The organism is Micromonospora sp. D75 (assembly GCF_018070405.1).
Taxonomy (GTDB): Bacteria; Actinomycetota; Actinomycetes; order Mycobacteriales; family Micromonosporaceae; genus Micromonospora; species Micromonospora chalcea.
In genome coordinates, this window is sequence record NZ_JAGPXV010000059.1 from 1 (window position 1) to 16,484 (window position 16,484).

Genomic DNA, 16,484 nt, shown 5'->3' on the forward strand with positions numbered 1-16,484 from the left:
GCACCAGGAGAGCCCCGTTCGCCGCCAGTACGCGAGGCAGGTCGGCGGCCCCGGCCCGGCGCTGGAACAACACCGTCACGGTCGGCTGGTAGGGGGCCCAGACCAGCCCGGCGAGCGCGAACGCGGACAGTGACAGCACCACCGGTGCGCCCAGGCCGAGCGGCAGCAGCGCGGTGCCGAACAACGCCACGATGCCGGCGAGCGTGGTCCGCGGCGGCCAGCCGCGCAGGTGCCCGGTGAGCAGCCCGCCGAGCAGCGAGCCGACGCCGAACGCGGTGTAGTAGGCCGCGAGCGTCCCGGCGGAGGCGTGCAGGTCGTCGGTGACGTGCACCGGCATGGCCACGTAGAACGGGCCGAAGAGGAAGAAGAACGCGAAGGACAGCGACAGCAGACCGAGCAGCGACCGGTCCCGCGCGATGATCCGGAATCCGGAGGCCGGCCGTTCTGCGCGGTTGCCCGTGCCCGCGTTGCTCGCGTGGCGGTCTGTGCCCGCGCTGCCTGTGTGGCGGGCTGTTCCCACGTGGCGGGTGGTCGGGATGACGAGGCGGTAGCTGACGGCCAGCACGGCGAAGCTGACCGCGTCGATCGCGATCACCCACACCGGGCCCACCCCGGCGATGAGCAGACCGGCCAGCGGCGGCCCCACGATCGTCGCCGCCTGGCCGAGGGTCCCGAGCAGCGCGTTCGCGGCCAGGTGGTGCCGCTGCGGCAGTAGCGCGGCCACGAGCGTGAACCGACCTGCGGACCCCCACGGGTGCAGCAGCGAGGACACCGCCAGCAGGGCGACGTAGAGACCGGCGTCCAGCACCCCGACGAGGTGTGCGGCCGGGATCGCGCCCAGCGCGGCCGCCCGTACCGTGGCGTCCCAGCCCGCGAGCTGAGCCCCGCTCCGCCCACCCAGCCAGCGACCGAGCAGCACCGCACCGGCCGCCCCCGGCAGCGTGTACGCCGCCACCGCGAACGCGGTCCAGGTGCCGCGCTGCCCCTCCGGGGCGAGTTGCAGTGCCAGCCACGTCACCGCGACCAGGGCCAGCCCGTCACCGAGCGCGGACGTGGCGAGGCCCGGCAGCAGCCGGCGCAGCACGGGATGGCCGAGCACCGGCCGGTAGGGGAGGAGCAGCGCGGAGGTCATGGCTACCACCCGACCCCACGCCCGCCCTCCGGAACAACGAAGTTGCCTGTGGGCAGAAGCCGGCCGGAAACGACGGAACCTTTCCGCCCCGCCGTGAGTGGAACAAGCTGAGCAGGGAGGTGAGGGTGTCCGACGACGACGTGATCGCGGATGTCTATGCCGGGTGTTTCCGGCGGCTGGTCGTTCAGCTCTACGCGGTGACCGGTGACCTGAGCGAGGCGCAGGAGGCGGTACAGGAGGCGTTCACCCGGGCGCTCGCCGCGCCCCGCCGGTTCGCCGGCCTCGACAACCCGGAGGCGTGGCTGCGCCGGGTGGCGGTCAATGTCGCCCGCAGCCGGCATCGGCGTCGGCGGGTGCTCGACGGGCTGCTGCGACGGACGTGGTCGCCGCCGGTGGTCGCCGACAGCGCGCCGGAGCATCTGGCGCTGCTGGCCGCGCTGCGGCGCCTGCCGGACGGGCAGAGGCACGCGCTGGCCCTGCACTACCTCGTGGACCTGCCGGTCGAGGAGGTGGCGCGAACCCTGGGCGTCTCCGTCGGCACGGTCAAGTCCCGGCTGTCCCGGGGGCGTCAGGCGCTCGCCCTGCTGCTCTCCCCAGCCGACACCGTCGATGCCGTAGCCAGTCGTAGGAGGGCCGATGTCCGATCGTGAGTTCAGCGGGTTCGACGTGGACACCATCACCGACGCCGTCCGTCAGCCACCGCTCGACGATCTCCGGGCCGCCGTCGACTCGCGTCGTCGGCACCGCAGAAGCGGGATGGCGTTGGCCGCTGTGGCGGTCCTCGTGGTGGCCATCGGGGCCACCGCGCTCGTCCGCGCACCCCGCCAAACCGACCCGGTGCCACCGGCTGGGCCGTCGCCCACCCCGACCGTAACCACCGCCGCCGGCACATCCGCAGACTGGGCCCGGATCGACGCGGCCGTCATCCCGGCGCTGCTTCGACAGGCGCCCGAGCTGAGCGGGCCGACCCGGCACGACCTGCTCAGCAACTGGAACAAGCAAGGCGGGACGGAGGGAGAGACGACTCTCACCGGCTACTGGGGTCAGGGCACCCTCGGCGCCGGGAACGGCAACGCTCACCTGTCGGTCCAGCTCACGCGAAACGCCGGTGCCTCCCTCGCGTCGATGATCACCACTGCCTGCCCCTCCCGCACGGCGAGCGGCACCTGTGTGCAGCAGGTGGGCCCCGCGGGCGAGAAGATCAAAGTACGAACCTCGCTCCGGGAGCACCGGCTTCCGGCGGAGCGCGGCGCCGAGGTCGTGCGGTACGAGACGCTCAGCGTGGACCTGCTCCGGCCCGACGGGTCCGCAGCGTCCCTCCGCCTCACCGCGAGGAACGGATCTCTGCCACTGACACCGGACCAGGCAATCGGCGTGGTGCTCGATCCGCACCTGGTCCTCGGCCCCGCGACGTCCGCCACGCCTGGTGTCGAGGCGACGGACTAGGAGATATCCCTTCGCGGGTGCGACCGGCCGGCCGGTCGCACCCGCCTTCGGTATGACGGAGGCCCGCCGACGGCTCACGGTCCATGGTGGTTGCGGTAGGCCGCCGTGGGTCTTCGAGGAGCCTGCAACACGTTCCGATCATGCGTCCGGCCGAAGGGGGTCGTGTCCCATCAGCGGTCCTTGCCCGCGAGGGGTCGGAGCGCGCGCCGGGTCGAGGAGAGGCCGACCGACATCCGCGCGGATGGCAAGGCCCGGCCGGCCCGATGACCAGGCCGGCCAGAGTCTCTTACCGGTAGTTGGTGAACTGAAGAGCCAGACCGAAGTCCTCGCCCTTGAGCAGCGTGATGACGGCCTGGAGGTCGTCCTTCTTCTTGCCGGTGACGCGGAGCTGGTCGCCCTGGATCTGCGCCTGCACGCCCTTCGGGCCCTCGTCGCGGATCTTCTTGCTGATCGCCTTGGCCTTGTCCGAGTCGATGCCCTGCACCACCTTGGCATCGATCTTGAAGATCTTGCCCGACTGCTTGGGCTCGCCGGCATCGAGTGACTTCAGCGAGATGTTCCGCTTGATCAGCTTCTCCTTGAAGACCTCCAGCGCGGCCCGTACGCGCTCCTCGGTCTCCGCCTGGATGCTGATCGCCTCCTCGCCCGACCAGGAGATCTCGGCACCCGTGCCCCGGAAGTCGAACCGCGTCGAGAGCTCCTTCTCCGACTGGCGGAGAGCGTTGTCGACCTCCTGCCGGTCGACCTTGCTCACGATGTCGAACGAGGGGTTCGCTGCCATGCTCATGCTCCTGCTGTCCGGCGGTCTGTCCTGGTCCGTCCCGCGCTGACCAGCGTGGGACCTCCTGACGGTACCCGGTTGCGGCGGTACCGGGGGCAACCGCTATCCTTGCTTCCGCCGCCGCGTTGCGACGCGGTGGTGTGCCCTGGCGGGTTGCCCGAGCGGCCAATGGGAGCGGACTGTAAATCCGTCGCGAAAGCTACAGAGGTTCGAATCCTCTACCCGCCACCAGGTGCAGATACGGCCCCTGACCAGCAGAGATGCTGATCGGGGGCCGTTCTCGTTCGTCTGGCCGAGTCCGGCTGAGTCCAGCCGTCTGCGACTGATTGCGGGCGGGCCACGGAAAGGACGTCCACGACAAGATCGGGGATGATCCGTGGTGGCTCAACCCTGGTCCCTGCCGGCGCCGCTGTCGCCGACCAGTCGTCGAGCTTCGGCGATGACCTCCGCGTCGAGATCCTCGGGCTTGGTGCTGACCAGCATGTGTACCTCGTTGGCGGCCTCGACGTACTCGTAGGCGCTCTCCAGGTTGATCAGTTCGCCTGCCAGGGGAGTCCCGGCGTAGGTGATGAACTGTGAGACCCAGGACGTGAGTTCGCGAGGCGCGATCTTCCTGGCGAGCAGTCGTCGCGCCATGATGCGGAGGACTTCCTCTTCGGCCTTCCGGCTCTCTTCCCCGTAGTAGGTCAGGGAGAGTTCCGCGAACGCATCAGCCAGCCAGCGGCGCAGATCGTCGTCCTCGCTGCCCTTCACGGGGGAGACGCCGGCCAGGATCCGGAGGGTCGGACTGTCGACGCCTGCCACCAGGCAGTCGCAGGCGGCCATGACCACGTCAACCGAGGTGGCGGAGCCGATGCTCCAGAAGACGACGGTGTCGTGAAGGTTGGCAAGAGCCTCTTCCCTGGTCATCGACACATGATCGGTCGGCAAGCTGGTGGTGTCGCGGAAGTTATTGGGCGCCGGGAATGGTGGCAGGGGTGGATCCATGGGCGTTGGGCAAATGGTGGGCCGTGGACCGGCAAGCCCTGGCCGGCCGGCAAGAAGGCAGCAGCTCACTCGGCCCACCCCGCTGCTGAAGTGCGCTCGTGACGAGCAGAGCGCCGGATCTGCGCCAAATGGGACGGAACTGCTTGATTGGTGTGGGTGCGAGGGGGTGTCTGAGCTTTGCCGTAAGCTGCCGTCCCATGGCGTCGAGCACTGAGGAGCGGGACCGGCTCTACCGCGAGATCCTGCTCGCGCCGCTCCGCACGTCGGCGGATTGCCTTCCCGAGATGGGAGGGGCCGACGAGGTCGACCTTGCCGGCTTCACCGCGCTGTACGGCGCTGACCCGCTCTGTCACTGAATGGGCGTCGCCTCGCCCCTGATGTTCGCCGCGCAGAGCCGCGGGCGGCATGACGTCGATCCACAGGCAGTTCGGCGTCGGCTGCGAGCGCATCTTCCGCCAGGTCCTCAAGGCGGAGTTCGGACTGCCCGAGAACCAGGTCACATGGTCTGCTCGCGATACCTGACCGGCAACTGGAGTGTCTTCCCCGCCGTGGGCGGGCATGACCCCCTGTCCAGTACTTTCGGCTTCCTGCGGGACGTTGTCGGCTACCTCCGGCGGGACACCACCGACCTGCGCGCCAGGGTGGAGCACGTCCTGCGGCGACTCCTGGAGGCGGCATGACGGAGATCGTCGAGCGCGCGGCGCACAGCCGCAACGAGCACATGACGTTCCGCGCCAACATGGGTGTGGGGAGGCACGGCTGGTTGCGCCTCACGCCCGCCTACGGCGTACGCCTCGTCCGCGATCGCATGTCGCACATGCCGAACGGCAGCATCATCACCGACCCCTTCTCGGGCACGGGCACGACGCCGCTCGCGGCTGCCGAGCTCGGCCACCGGGGGCAGTCGGTGGACATCAACCCGTTCCTGGTCTGGCTCGGCACGGTCAAGACGACGAACTACCCGGAGGACACGCTCCTCGCGCTCGCTGACGCCGTGACGAGTGTGCTCGACGGGGCGCGGGCGCACGACGAGGACGCCGATCTCTGGCAGCCGAGCCTGTTCAGGATCGAGAAGTGGTGGTCGCCGGGCGCGCTCCACGCCCTCAAGGCGCTTCGGAACGAGATCGACCGTTTCGACGGGCAGATCCGCGACCTGCTGGAGATCGGTCTCTGCCGGTCCCTGATCTCCTGCTCCAACGCGGCGTTCAACCATCAGTCGATGTCCTTCAAGGAAGCGCCGGCCGAGCAGGCGCTCTTCGTGGTCGACGACCTCGACAAGGCGCTCGACGGGTACGCCACGGAAATGGCGACGATCATCGAGTCCGCCCGGTTCGACCTCGCCGGCACGGCGGTTGTCCGGCAGGGCGATTCGCGGACGGGCCTGGACGGCCTGGAGCCTGCGGACTTCGTGCTGACCTCACCGCCGTACGTGAATCGGATGAGCTACATCCGCGAGCTTCGCCCGTACATGTACTGGCTCCGCTACCTGGACGTGGCCGGCGACGCCGGCGAGCTCGACTGGCGCGCCATCGGTGGCACGTGGGGCACCGCCACGAGCAAGCTGAACACGTGGAAGCCGGACGTCGGGACGCCTGTCGACGGGGCGATGAAGGTGGTCTGCGAGAAGATCGCGGCCGACGGCGGCAAGAACGGTCCGCTGCTTGCCAGCTACGTTCACAAGTACCACCACGACATGTGGCTGCACTTCCAGAGCGTCACGAAGCACTTGAAGCCGGGCGGCAGCGTTTCCTACATCGTCGGAAACTCCACCTTCTACAAGCACGAGGTGCCAGCGCACACCTGGTATGCCGTGATGCTGCGCGAACTCGGCTATTCGGACCTCAAGGTGGAGACCATCCGCAAGCGGAACTCCAACAAGGCGCTGTTCGAGTACGACGTCACCGGCACGAAGCCCGCGTGAACCGGCAGAGGCGGTAGCCGACCGTCAAGGTGCTGCCACCGGCTGTTGCCCGCCTCGTCGGCGGTGAAGCAGTCAGGCGGGCGGGTGTCGCACCTGGCGACGCCGTCGGGGCAACCGCCACCGGCCGGCTGATGATTCACTCGGTTCTCCTGGCGTGAAACCTTGCCTCAGGCATCGATGATGGTAGAGGCTGTCCGAGGGCGGCCGACGGGAGCGCCGACGCCATCTACTGTGGCCGTGGCCGGGTGCCGGCTGGCTGACGGGTGAATCAGGCGCTAAGCGTGGTTTACGCGCGAAGTCGTTGTGCGCGCCTTCCGTAGCGGCTGCGGGGCTGATCGTGACGGTATGCTGGGCCGGAGGGTGAGCCGCGCCTGTCGAACGGATGATTTCCCTGCCACTGCCCCTGCGCGAGGGCTCGCGCAGCTTTTGCCCGTGAGCGGGGTGTGGCACGATCGTGGAACCTTCACGATGGTTGTAACTCTCCCGACAGGAGCAATCATGTCTGGTCGTAGGCTGGGCCGGCTGTTTGGCTCGCTCCTCCTCGTTTCCGCCGCCTTGGGCGTTTCGGTAATCAGTGCAAAGTCCGGCCTGGGCGACCTCCGCCTCCTCGACTACGTCTGGGTCTGACAGCGACCCGGGCTGACCTCCACGGGGGCGGAAGCCGGTGGGTCCTGCCCGCCGGACCGGGAGTGGGACCCACCGGACAGGGAGTGGGATGAGCGGGCGAGACAACCCGAGGCGCAGACCCTCCGAGGACGCCTGGATAATCACCGCGCCGCTCGCCCTGGTAGCGGTGGCTTGTTCGACGGTCACCGGATTGATCGCGAAGCCACCCATCGGCGGGTGGCTTCCGGCGGTGCTGCTCCTGGCGCTGATGATCGTCGCCAGCGGGCCGGTCGTCGGCGTGGTCATCCGCCGGCAGTCACTCGGTATGACGCTCACCGAGCTGCCGCTGGTGCTCGCCTTCTACTTCCTGCCGCCGCTCACCGTCGTCCTGATCTACACGCTGTCCTCGCTCGTGACGCACCTGCGTCACCGGTTGTCGGCGCCGAAGCTCTGGTTCAACGTCGCGCGTGCGGCGGCGGGCACCTCGGTCGGCGCCCTGGTGCTGACCATCCTGCCGCCGACCGAGGGCGTGGGCCCCGCCACCTGGCTGGGCCTCTGCCTCGCGGTGGCGATGGTGATCCTGGTGAGCCTCACCTCGATCGCCGCGGTCCAGACCCTGCTCATCGGGTGGCACGCCGGCCGGGAGACGTTCCGGGCGCTGCGTTCGGGCGTGCTGACCAACGGCATCAACGTGTCGGCCGGCCTGATCGTGCTGATGCTGCTGGAGCAGTCCTGGTGGTCCCTGGTGCCGTTGGCCGCGCTGGCCGCGGGGCTGGTGGCGGTCTACCGGTCGTACACCGAGTTCTTCCAGCAGCACCGCACGCTCAGCGGCATGTACGAGCTGAGCCGGGCGATCTCGGCCAGCGGCCAGGACGGCACGCTCGCGGACGCCCTGCTGGGCCGCGTCCGGGGTCTGATGCAGGCGGAGTACGCGACGTTGTGGCTGCCCGCCCAGGGCCGGCACCCGGAGACTCTGCTCACCGCGCGGGTCGATGACCCCGGCCTGCTGGACACCGCCCCGACCGGGGTGGAGCTGCGCCAGCGGGCGATGCAGAAGGCCCGCCCGGTCACCGTCGGCCGGGGCGTGTGCAGCGATCCGGAGTTCCGGGCCAGCCTGGCCGAACAGGGCGTCAAGGACACGATCATCGTCCCGTTGCGCTCGGGCCGGGTGGTGATCGGGACGCTCGAGGTGACCAACCGGCTGGTCGACCCCTCGCACTTCACCGCGCGCGACGTCGCGGTCCTGGAGACGGTGGCGGCACACGCCGCTGTCGCCCTGGAGAACTCTCGCCTGGTCGACCGGCTGCGGCACGACGCCGACCACGACACGCTCACCAAGCTGCCCAACCGGCGACGGCTGACCGCGGCGGTGGCCGAGGCGGTGAAGATCGGCGCGCCGGGCGAGGTGGTCGCGTTGCTCCTGTTCGATGTCGACCGGCTCCGCCAGGTCAACGAGTCGCTCGGCCACGCCGCCGGGGACAAGGTGCTCGTCGAGGTGGCCGAGCGGCTGCGCGCCTGCGCGCCCTCCTCGGCGCTGGTCGGCCGCGCCGGTGGGGACGAGTTCCTGGTGACGCTCCGGCTGGAGAGCACCGAGGCGGCCCTGGAACTGGCGGCCCAGCTCCGGGAGCAGATCCGCGACGAGATGGTTTTCGACGCGCTCACCGTGGACGTGGACACGGTGGTCGGCGTGGCGGTCCACCCCGACCACGGCAGCGACGCGGTGGCGCTGTTGCAGCGCGTCGACCTGGCGGCCAGCGCTGCCAAGTCGGTCCCGGGCAGCGTGCAGCTCTACAGCCCGGCGCTGGAGTCGCGGTCGCTGCGCCGGCTCGGCCTCGCCGGCGACCTGCAACGGGCGCTGGACGAGGGCAAGCTGGAGGTCTACTTCCAGCCCAAGGTCACGCTGCGGGACCGCCGTCTGGTGGGCGTGGAGTGTCTGGCCCGGTGGGAGCACCCGGCGCACGGCACGGTCTCGCCGGACGACTTCGTGGCGGTGGCCGAGCACACCGGCCAGCTCGGCCGGCTCACCGAGTTCGTGCTCCGGGAGAGCCTGCGGCGCAGCCGCGACTGGAGCCACGGCGAGCAGCCGCTCTCCGTCGCGGTCAACCTCGCCGCGCGTACGCTCACCGACCAGCACTTCCCGGCGCTGGTACGCGATCTGCTGGCCGAGTACGGCGTACCGCCGCAGCGGCTGACCCTGGAGGTCACCGAGGCCGGTGTGCTGGACGGCGCGGAACGTCCCATCCCGACCCTGCGCAGCCTCCGTGACCTCGGTGTCCGACTCTCGGTGGACGACTTCGGCACCGGCAACTCCTCCCTGGCCCAGCTGCGCCGGCTGCCGGTGCACGAGGTGAAGGTGGACCGGTCGTTCGTGCAGGGCATGGCGACCGATCCGGGTGATCTGGCGATCGTGAACGCGGTGGTGACGCTCTCCCAGCAGTTCGGCCTGGCGGTGGTGGCCGAGGGCGTGGAGAGCGAGCTGATGCTGGAACTCCTGCAGGACATCGGCTGCGAGATCGGCCAGGGCTTCCTGTTCAGCCGCCCCCTGCCGTACGAGCGTCTGGAGGCCTGGTTCGGCGCCCAGGTCGACCCGGAGACGGTGGCCACGGGGGAGCTGCCGCGGCTGCGTGTGGTGCCCTGAGCAGGGCCGACACGTACCTGGGGGATCCGATTTCACCTCGGCGACGCGGTCGTGTACTGTTTCCCCTGCGCGACACCCCCCGGGGTGATCGGGCAGGCCCCCTTAGCTCAGTCGGCAGAGCGTCTCCATGGTAAGGAGAAGGTCTACGGTTCGATTCCGTAAGGGGGCTCAGAGGGTCCGGCTGGACCCGCCACGGCGGTGTAGCTCAGATGGCAGAGCAAGCGGCTCATAATCGCTGTGTCGCCGGTTCAAGTCCGGCCACCGCTACTCTCGTCCTCCGGGTACACCCGGTGGTCGGTGGGACGGGCGCCACAGGCGCCCACTTTGCATGTCCGCGTTGTCAGCGCGTAGGCTGACACGCCGTAGTTGTTCCGTGAGCGAGGAAGGCACTCCGCCGTGGCGAAGGCGACCGATGTTCGGCCGAAGATCACTTTGGCGTGTGTGGAGTGCAAGGAGCGCAACTACATCACGCGCAAGAACCGCCGTAACGACCCGGACCGCATCGAGCTGAAGAAGTTCTGCCCCCGGGACGGCAAGCACACCGTTCACCGCGAGACCCGCTGATCGCGACCGGCGCAGCCGGTCGGCACCAGCTTCCGCGTACGCCGATCCACCTGACGGGTGGCCTCCGGGCCGCCCGACCGGGCGGATCGGCGTTCGTGTTTTCCGTGTAGGTTCGGCGGCATGTCCCTGGACCCGTCCTTCGTCGGCCGGACGTACCCGCCGACCGCCCCCTACCAGGTGGGCCGAGAAAAGATCCGCGAGTTCGCCACCGCCATCGGCGCGACCGACCCGGCCCACCACGATCCGGAGGCGGCCCGCTCGCTCGGCCACGCCGACGTGGTGGCCCCGCCGACGTTCCCGGTGCTCGTCACGATGGCGGCGAGCCGGCAGATCGTCGAGGATCCGGCGCTCGGCGTCGACTACAGCCGCGTGGTGCACGGCGACCAGCGGTTCGCGTACACCCGGCCGGTGGTGGCCGGCGACGAGCTGGTGTGCGTGAGCACCATCGAGGAGGTCACCACCCGGGGCGGGCACGGCTTCCTGACCACCCGCACCGATGTGAGCACTGTGGACGGTGAGCCGGTGGTCGCCGTCTGGTCCAAGATCGTCGTACGCGGGGAGGCCTGAGGACATGGAGCTGCCCACCCAGACGTACCGGGTGACCCGCGCGGACCTGGTCCGCTACGCGGGCGCCTCGGGCGACTTCAACCGGATCCACTGGAGCGACCGCGTCGCCACCGACGTGGGGCTGCCGGGCGTCATCGCCCACGGCATGTTCACCATGGCCCTGGTCGGCCGCGCGGTGACCGGCTGGGCCGGCGCGCCGGACGCGGTGGTCGACTTCGGCGTCCGGTTCACCCGGCCGGTGGTCGTCCCGGACACCGACGAGGGCACCGAGATCGAGGTGTCGGCGGTGGTCAAGGAGGTCACCGAAGACGGTCTGACCAGGCTCGACATCACCGCCACCTGCCAGGGCGAGAAGGTGCTGTCGCAGGCCCGGGCACTGATCCGCACGACGCGCTGAGGGTCCGCCCGACGCGCGAGGGGCAGACCGGTTGGGAAAGTCGCACGACTACCCGTACACTGGTCCGCCGTGGGGCAAGTGACCCCCGCTCGGCACAGTGTGTCCGGGTGGAGGTGAGTTGCCGCACAGGGGTGTAGCTCAATTGGCAGAGCAGCGGTCTCCAAAACCGCAGGCTGCAGGTTCAAGTCCTGTCACCCCTGCGCCTCAGGCCTGACCGTTCCGTGGGTCGCGTCGCCCTCACCGGCGGCGTCCGGCCCGTGGTGGTGGCACCGGTGGGGTGGTTCCGAGGCGCTCGGGCCCTCCCGGCCGGTCCGCCGGCCGCGGCCCGTCGCGGGACGGTTGGTCCGGCCGGCGTGACCAACACGCCGCGCACGCCGCCCGGCGTGCGACCCCATATCCCGCACGGAGGGCGAAGTGGCCAAGAGCAAGCGCCGCGGCGAGGACGACGGCGACGAGCGTCTGAACGACGACGCGACCGTCGACGGCGTGGCCGACGACGACGTGGCCGACGACGACGCCACCGACGCGGACGAGCCGGTCTCCCGGGGCGGCACCGCGACCCGTAAGCGGGCGCAGGCCGAGCCGGCCGAGGGCCGGAAGACCCGTAAGGACACCGAGCGGATCGGGCTGTTCGCCCGCATCGCGCGGTTCTTCCGCGAGGTCGTGGCAGAGCTGCGTAAGGTCATCTGGCCGACCCGCAAGGAGCTGCTGACCTACACGGCCGTGGTGGTCACCTTCGTCGCGGTGATGCTGGCGATCGTGGCCGGCCTGGACTACGGCTTCGCCAAGGCGGTGCTGTGGGTCTTCGGCGAGCCGAGCTGACCTGCGGACAGCGATACTGACGGAAGTGAGCGAGCGTGCCTGAGTACGACGAGACCGCCGGAACCCCGGACGACCAGTCCACGGTGGCGACGGCGGCCAACAACGAGTCGGTCGAGGCCGCCAGCGAGCCGGAGTTCCCGACCACCGAGCCGGCCCCGGACGAGGACTTCGACCCGGTCGCCGAGCTGCGCCAGAAGCTGCGCTACGCGCCCGGCGACTGGTACGTGGTGCACTCGTACGCCGGCTACGAGAACAAGGTCAAGACCAACCTCGAGACCCGGATCACCTCCCTCGACATGGAGGACTTCATCTACCAGGTCGAGGTGCCGACCCGGGAAGAGGTCGAGGTCAAGAACGGCAAGCGGTCGCAGGTCCAGGCGAAGGTCTTCCCGGGCTACATCCTGGTCCGGATGGAGCTGACCGCCGAGTCCTACTCCTGCGTCCGGAACACCCCGGGGGTCACCGGCTTCGTCGGCGCGACCGACCGGGCCGACCGGCCGGCGCCGCTGAGCCTCGACGAGGTGCTCAAGTGGCTGGCCCCGGCGGTCGAGACCGAGCAGAAGAAGGCCAAGCCCGAGGTCAAGGTCCTCGACTTCGAGGTCGGCGACTCGGTCACCGTCACCGACGGCGCGTTCGCGTCGCTGCCGGCGACGATCAGCGAGATCAACGCCGACCAGCAGAAGCTCAAGGTGCTGGTGTCGATCTTCGGCCGGGAGACGCCGGTCGAGCTGAACTTCAACCAGGTCGCCAAGATCTGACGTACGTCGGCACCGGCGGCCCGCCCCTTCCGGGGTGGCCGCCGGTGCGCCGTTTCGCCACCCACCGACCTCGGCGCGGAGGGTGGCCGACGGCTGCGCTACCCTAGAACGTCGGCTGTCCGCACCGCGCTGACCGTGCGCGCCCGCGGACCGGCGAGAATCCCAGTTTCAAGCCCCAGGAAGAGACATGCCTCCGAAGAAGAAGCTCGTCAAGACGTTCACGCTTCAGCTGCCGGCGGGCCAGGCCACCCCGGCGCCGCCGGTCGGCCCCGCGCTCGGCCAGCACGGCGTGAACATCATGGAGTTCTGCAAGTCCTACAACGCGCAGACCGAGTCCCAGCGGGGCGACATCGTCCCCGCCGAGATCAGCGTCTACGAGGACCGCACGTTCACCTTCGTGCTGAAGACCCCGCCCGCCGCCCGGCTGCTGATCAAGGCCGCCGGTGTGCAGAAGGGCTCGGGCGTCCCGCACAAGGAGAAGGTCGGCTCGGTCACCCGCGCCCAGCTGCGCGAGATCGCCGAGAAGAAGATGGCGGACCTCAACGCCAACGACATCGACCAGGCCGAGAAGATCATCGCCGGCACCGCCCGGTCGATGGGCCTGACCGTCGCCGACTGATCTCGCTCCACCGCTCCACCCGATCTTTCTGTTCGTGGGAGGGCCGCGCACGCCGCGCGCCCGCCAGAGACCACAGGAGTCACCAGAAATGCAGCGCAGCAAGAGCTACCGCAAGGCCGCCGAGGTCATCGACCGGTCGAAGCTCTACACCCCGGTCGAGGCCGTCAAGCTGGCCAAGGACACCACCAACACCAAGTTCGACGCCACGGTCGAGGTCGCGATGCGCCTCGGCGTCGACCCCCGCAAGGCGGACCAGATGGTCCGCGGCACGGTCAACCTGCCGCACGGCACCGGTAAGACCGCCCGCGTGATCGTCTTCGCCGCCGGCGCGAAGGCCGAGGAGGCCGTCGCCGCGGGTGCTGACGAGGTGGGCACCGACGAGCTGGTCGCCCGCATCCAGGGCGGTTGGCTGGACTTCGACGCGGCGATCGCCACGCCCGACCAGATGGCCAAGATCGGCCGGATCGCGCGGATCCTGGGCCCGCGCGGTCTGATGCCGAACCCGAAGACCGGCACCGTGACCATGGACGTCACCAAGGCCGTCTCGGACATCAAGGGCGGGAAGATCACCTTCCGGGTGGACAAGCACTCCAACCTGCACCTGATCATCGGCAAGGCCTCCTTCTCCGAGGCCCAGCTGGTCGACAACTACGCCGCGGTGCTGGACGAGGTGCTGCGCGCCAAGCCGTCCGCGGCCAAGGGCACGTACCTCAAGAAGATCACCCTCACCACCACCATGGGCCCGGGCGTCCCGGTCGACCCGAAGGTCGTGAAGAACCTGCAGGAGGCCTCGACCGAGGCCTGAGCAACCAGCACGTCCCGGACGGGGCTCCGCCACCAGGTCGTGGCGGGGCCCCGTTCGTCTGTCCGGTGTGGCAGTCTCGGCGCATGCGGCTCGACGGCGTGTGGTTCCGCTACCACCGGCACGGCCCCTGGGTCCTGCGGCAGGTCGACGTCGCCGTCGGCCCGGGTGAGGTCGCCGTGGTGCTCGGCCGCAACGGGGCCGGAAAGTCCACGTTGCTGCAGCTCACCGCCGGGGTGCTGCGTCCGTCCCGGGGCCGCGTCGCCGACCGGCCGCGGGTGGTCGGCTGGGTGCCGGAGCGCTTCCCCGCCGACCAGCCGTTCACCGTCGGGGCCTACCTGACCGCCATGGGCCGCGTCGCCGGCCTGCCCGGTCCCGCCGCCGACCGGGCGGTGCGCCACTGGGTCGAGCGCCTCGGCCTGGCCCGGTTCCACGACGTCCGTCTGCCCCGGCTGTCCAAGGGCACCGCGCAGAAGGTCGGCCTGGCCCAGGCGCTGCTGCGCCCGCCCGGCCTGCTGGTGCTCGACGAGCCGTGGGAGGGGCTGGACGCCGCCGCCCGCGAGGCGGTCCCCGAGATCATCGGCGAGGTGCTGGCCGCCGGTGGCGCCGTACTCGTGAGCGACCACCGGGGCGAGACCGTCCGGCTGCCCGGTGCCCGGCACTGGTCGGTCACCGACGGCACGGTGACCGAGCAGGCGCCGTCGGGCGGCGCTGCCGTCGCCGTGGTCGAGCTGGCGGTGCCGGCCGCCGGGCTGGCCGCCGCCGTCGCCCGCCTGCGCGCCGACGGCCACCAGATCCTTCGGGTACGCGACCACGCCGTCCCGCCTCCGGCCACGCACCCGGTGCCGGCCTCCGTCGGCCCATCCGCCGATGACGACTGCCCGGATGCGGACGCGCTATCCGGCCCGGTGGGCCACGTTGACGCCGGGGCCGGGGACTCGGGCCGCCCCGGGCCGGCGCCGGAGGTGGCCCGGTGATCGCGCTGGTCCGGCTGCGGCTGGCCGGCTTCCTGCGTACCGGACGGGCGCTGGCGCCGGTGCTGGCCGGCCTGCTCGTCCTGGCCGTCCTCCACGGCGGCGGCCGGGCCCGCCCGGCGGAGGCCTACGGCGTCTCCGCCGTGGTCCTGTTCCCGGTGCTGGCCTGGCAGACCAAGATCCTGCTGGACGTCGAGCCCGACGTGCAGCGCCGGCTGGCCCGGGTGGTGGCCGGGCCGGGCCGGGAGTGGGCGGCCGGGCTGCTCGCCGCGCTGGTGGCCGGGCTCGCCGTGGTGGTGGTCGCGCTGGCGCTGCCGTGGCCGCTCGGCGGGGTGACCGCGGCCGTCGCGCCGGGGGAGCGGCCGGTGCTCGTGGGGGTGGCGCTCGGGCTCTGGGCGCACCTGCTCGCCCTGCCCGCGGCGGTGGCGCTCGGCGCGCTGGCCAGCCGGGCCGTGACCCGCAGCGCCGGCTACGGGGTGGCGGTGCTGGTGACCGGCGCGGTCGGGGTGGTGGTGCTGGGGCTCTCCGGCTCGGTCGCGCCGTGGCTGGCCCCACCGGTCATGGCGACCGCGCGGGAGGTCACCGGGCCGGTCGCCACCGGTGCCGGCCTGCTGCTCACCGGCTGGGCGGCGCTCTGGGCGGCGGTGGCGCTCACCGGCTACGCCTGGGCCCGCCGCACCCGGGCCTGAGGCGCGGTGACCGGGAGCACCGGGGCGCGATTTGGCGCTGCGGTCCCGGTCGCGTAACCTGGTGCGGTAGTTCCACCCAAAGACCGCTGGTCACCGTGCCCCGGCACGGTCGAAGGTCCCGCGACGACGGGCGACCCGCGCAGGGCGGTAAGCGAAATCGGTGTCATGCATGGTCCGCCGACTGTGCCCGTGCCGCCGGCCCTCGCCCCGTGCGCCCTGCGCCGGGGCTTTTTCGTTGTCGTGATGCCTCCGCCGCCGCCGTCGAGCCTTGGCTCGTCGCCGGCGTACCAGCTCCGAGCAACGAGAGAGGAGGGACATGGCGGACAAGCCGATCCGGGCCGACAAGGCCACGGCCGTCGCCGAGCTGACCGAGAGCTTCCGCAACGCGGGGGCGACCGTGCTCACCGAGTACCGCGGGCTCACGGTTTCGCAGCTCACCCAGCTGCGGCGCTCGCTCGGCAAGGAGACCAGCTACACGGTCGCGAAGAACACGCTTGCCAAGCGTGCCGCGGCCGATGCGGGCATCTCCGGCCTCGACGAGCTGTTCTCCGGTCCTACCGCGCTGACTTTCGTTTCGGGCGACGTCGTCGAGGCGGCGAAGGGGCTTCGCGACTTCGCGAAGGCCAACCCGAAGCTCGTCATCAAGGGCGGTGTCTTCGAGGGCAAGGCCATTTCCGCGGCCGAGGTCACGAAGCTCGCCGACCTGGAGTCCCGCGAGGTGCTGCTGGCCAAGCTGGCCGGCGCGATGAAGGGCAACCTGAGCAAGGCCGCGGCCCTGTTC

Annotated in this window: 19 protein-coding genes and 4 tRNA genes; 20 read left to right on the forward strand and 3 right to left on the reverse strand. The window is 70.7% G+C overall.

The window, feature by feature from the left end; translation table 11 throughout:
- On the reverse strand, window positions 1-1,132 hold a 1,132-nt coding region (locus KBX39_RS06065; RefSeq protein ID WP_210869509.1), incomplete at its 3' end, for an MFS transporter.
- A gap of 125 nt (window positions 1,133-1,257) precedes the next feature.
- Between KBX39_RS06065 and KBX39_RS06070 the strand changes: the two genes are divergently transcribed.
- Both KBX39_RS06070 and KBX39_RS06075 read left to right on the forward strand, forming a co-directional pair.
- Window positions 1,258-1,782, forward strand: coding sequence for an RNA polymerase sigma factor (locus KBX39_RS06070; protein WP_043328223.1), 525 nt, complete (start codon window positions 1,258-1,260; stop codon window positions 1,780-1,782).
- A gap of 16 nt (window positions 1,783-1,798) precedes the next feature.
- Window positions 1,799-2,578, forward strand: a complete 780-nt coding sequence (locus tag KBX39_RS06075) for a hypothetical protein (RefSeq protein ID WP_210869511.1) — start codon at window positions 1,799-1,801, stop codon at window positions 2,576-2,578.
- A gap of 286 nt (window positions 2,579-2,864) precedes the next feature.
- On the opposite strand, the gene KBX39_RS06080 is transcribed toward KBX39_RS06075, so the two are convergent.
- The gene (locus tag KBX39_RS06080) at window positions 2,865-3,359 is read right to left on the reverse strand and encodes a YajQ family cyclic di-GMP-binding protein (protein WP_064446624.1); all 495 of its coding nucleotides are present in this window, start codon (window positions 3,357-3,359) and stop codon (window positions 2,865-2,867) included.
- Window positions 3,360-3,506: 147 nt separating this feature from the next.
- Here KBX39_RS06080 and KBX39_RS06085 point away from each other — a divergent pair.
- Window positions 3,507-3,590, forward strand: a tRNA-Tyr gene (locus tag KBX39_RS06085).
- A gap of 153 nt (window positions 3,591-3,743) precedes the next feature.
- Here KBX39_RS06085 and KBX39_RS06090 read toward each other — a convergent pair.
- Window positions 3,744-4,346, reverse strand: coding sequence for a hypothetical protein (locus KBX39_RS06090; protein ID WP_124778886.1), 603 nt, complete (start codon window positions 4,344-4,346; stop codon window positions 3,744-3,746).
- Between the two features lie 197 nt (window positions 4,347-4,543).
- On the opposite strand from KBX39_RS06090, the gene KBX39_RS06095 reads away from it, so the two are divergent.
- The 17 genes from KBX39_RS06095 to rplJ all read left to right on the forward strand — a co-directional run.
- Window positions 4,544-4,702, forward strand: a complete 159-nt coding sequence (locus KBX39_RS06095) for a hypothetical protein (protein WP_157560792.1) — start codon at window positions 4,544-4,546, stop codon at window positions 4,700-4,702.
- A gap of 144 nt (window positions 4,703-4,846) precedes the next feature.
- A complete protein-coding gene (locus tag KBX39_RS06100) occupies window positions 4,847-5,026 on the forward strand; it encodes a hypothetical protein (RefSeq protein ID WP_124778887.1) in 180 nt (59 codons plus the stop codon).
- Entirely contained in the window at window positions 5,023-6,267 is a 1,245-nt protein-coding gene (locus KBX39_RS06105) for a DNA methyltransferase (protein WP_210869513.1), read from the forward strand. The genes KBX39_RS06100 and KBX39_RS06105 overlap by 4 nt, the downstream gene beginning before the upstream one ends.
- Window positions 6,268-6,982: 715 nt before the next feature.
- Entirely contained in the window at window positions 6,983-9,511 is a 2,529-nt protein-coding gene (locus KBX39_RS06110) for a bifunctional diguanylate cyclase/phosphodiesterase (RefSeq protein ID WP_030501622.1), read from the forward strand.
- A gap of 96 nt (window positions 9,512-9,607) precedes the next feature.
- Window positions 9,608-9,680: transfer RNA gene (locus KBX39_RS06115), tRNA-Thr, on the forward strand.
- A gap of 25 nt (window positions 9,681-9,705) precedes the next feature.
- Window positions 9,706-9,778 (forward strand) — tRNA-Met (locus tag KBX39_RS06120).
- A 129-nt stretch (window positions 9,779-9,907) separates the two neighbouring features.
- Entirely contained in the window at window positions 9,908-10,075 is a 168-nt protein-coding gene (gene rpmG / locus KBX39_RS06125; protein WP_013288652.1) for a 50S ribosomal protein L33, read from the forward strand.
- A 120-nt stretch (window positions 10,076-10,195) separates the two neighbouring features.
- Window positions 10,196-10,642 carry a MaoC family dehydratase N-terminal domain-containing protein gene (locus KBX39_RS06130; protein ID WP_030501621.1) on the forward strand — a complete coding sequence of 149 codons (447 nt, stop codon included), beginning with the start codon at window positions 10,196-10,198 and terminating at the stop codon, window positions 10,640-10,642.
- A 4-nt stretch (window positions 10,643-10,646) separates the two neighbouring features.
- Window positions 10,647-11,039, forward strand: a complete 393-nt coding sequence (locus tag KBX39_RS06135) for a MaoC family dehydratase (RefSeq protein WP_030501620.1) — start codon at window positions 10,647-10,649, stop codon at window positions 11,037-11,039.
- A gap of 127 nt (window positions 11,040-11,166) precedes the next feature.
- Window positions 11,167-11,239, forward strand: a tRNA-Trp gene (locus tag KBX39_RS06140).
- 214 nt (window positions 11,240-11,453) lie between these two features.
- Window positions 11,454-11,861: a preprotein translocase subunit SecE gene (gene secE, locus KBX39_RS06145; RefSeq protein WP_030501619.1), complete on the forward strand. Its 408-nt coding sequence runs from the start codon at window positions 11,454-11,456 to the stop codon at window positions 11,859-11,861.
- 35 nt (window positions 11,862-11,896) lie between these two features.
- Window positions 11,897-12,619: a transcription termination/antitermination protein NusG gene (nusG, locus tag KBX39_RS06150; protein WP_030501618.1), complete on the forward strand. Its 723-nt coding sequence runs from the start codon at window positions 11,897-11,899 to the stop codon at window positions 12,617-12,619.
- Between the two features lie 187 nt (window positions 12,620-12,806).
- Window positions 12,807-13,238, forward strand: coding sequence for a 50S ribosomal protein L11 (gene rplK, locus KBX39_RS06155; RefSeq protein WP_013288647.1), 432 nt, complete (start codon window positions 12,807-12,809; stop codon window positions 13,236-13,238).
- An 88-nt stretch (window positions 13,239-13,326) separates the two neighbouring features.
- Window positions 13,327-14,043 (forward strand): 50S ribosomal protein L1, encoded by a 717-nt coding sequence (rplA, locus tag KBX39_RS06160; protein ID WP_030501617.1) that lies wholly within the window; start codon window positions 13,327-13,329, stop codon window positions 14,041-14,043.
- Between the two features lie 83 nt (window positions 14,044-14,126).
- The gene (locus KBX39_RS06165) at window positions 14,127-15,017 is read left to right on the forward strand and encodes an ATP-binding cassette domain-containing protein (RefSeq protein ID WP_187692539.1); all 891 of its coding nucleotides are present in this window, start codon (window positions 14,127-14,129) and stop codon (window positions 15,015-15,017) included.
- On the forward strand, window positions 15,014-15,703 hold the full coding sequence (locus KBX39_RS06170) for a hypothetical protein (protein WP_210869515.1): 690 nt from the start codon (window positions 15,014-15,016) through the stop codon (window positions 15,701-15,703). Before KBX39_RS06165 ends, KBX39_RS06170 begins: the two co-directional genes overlap by 4 nt.
- Window positions 15,704-16,019: 316 nt before the next feature.
- Window positions 16,020-16,484 (forward strand): 50S ribosomal protein L10 (gene rplJ / locus KBX39_RS06175; protein ID WP_210869517.1); only part of this gene is annotated, 465 nt, incomplete at its 3' end.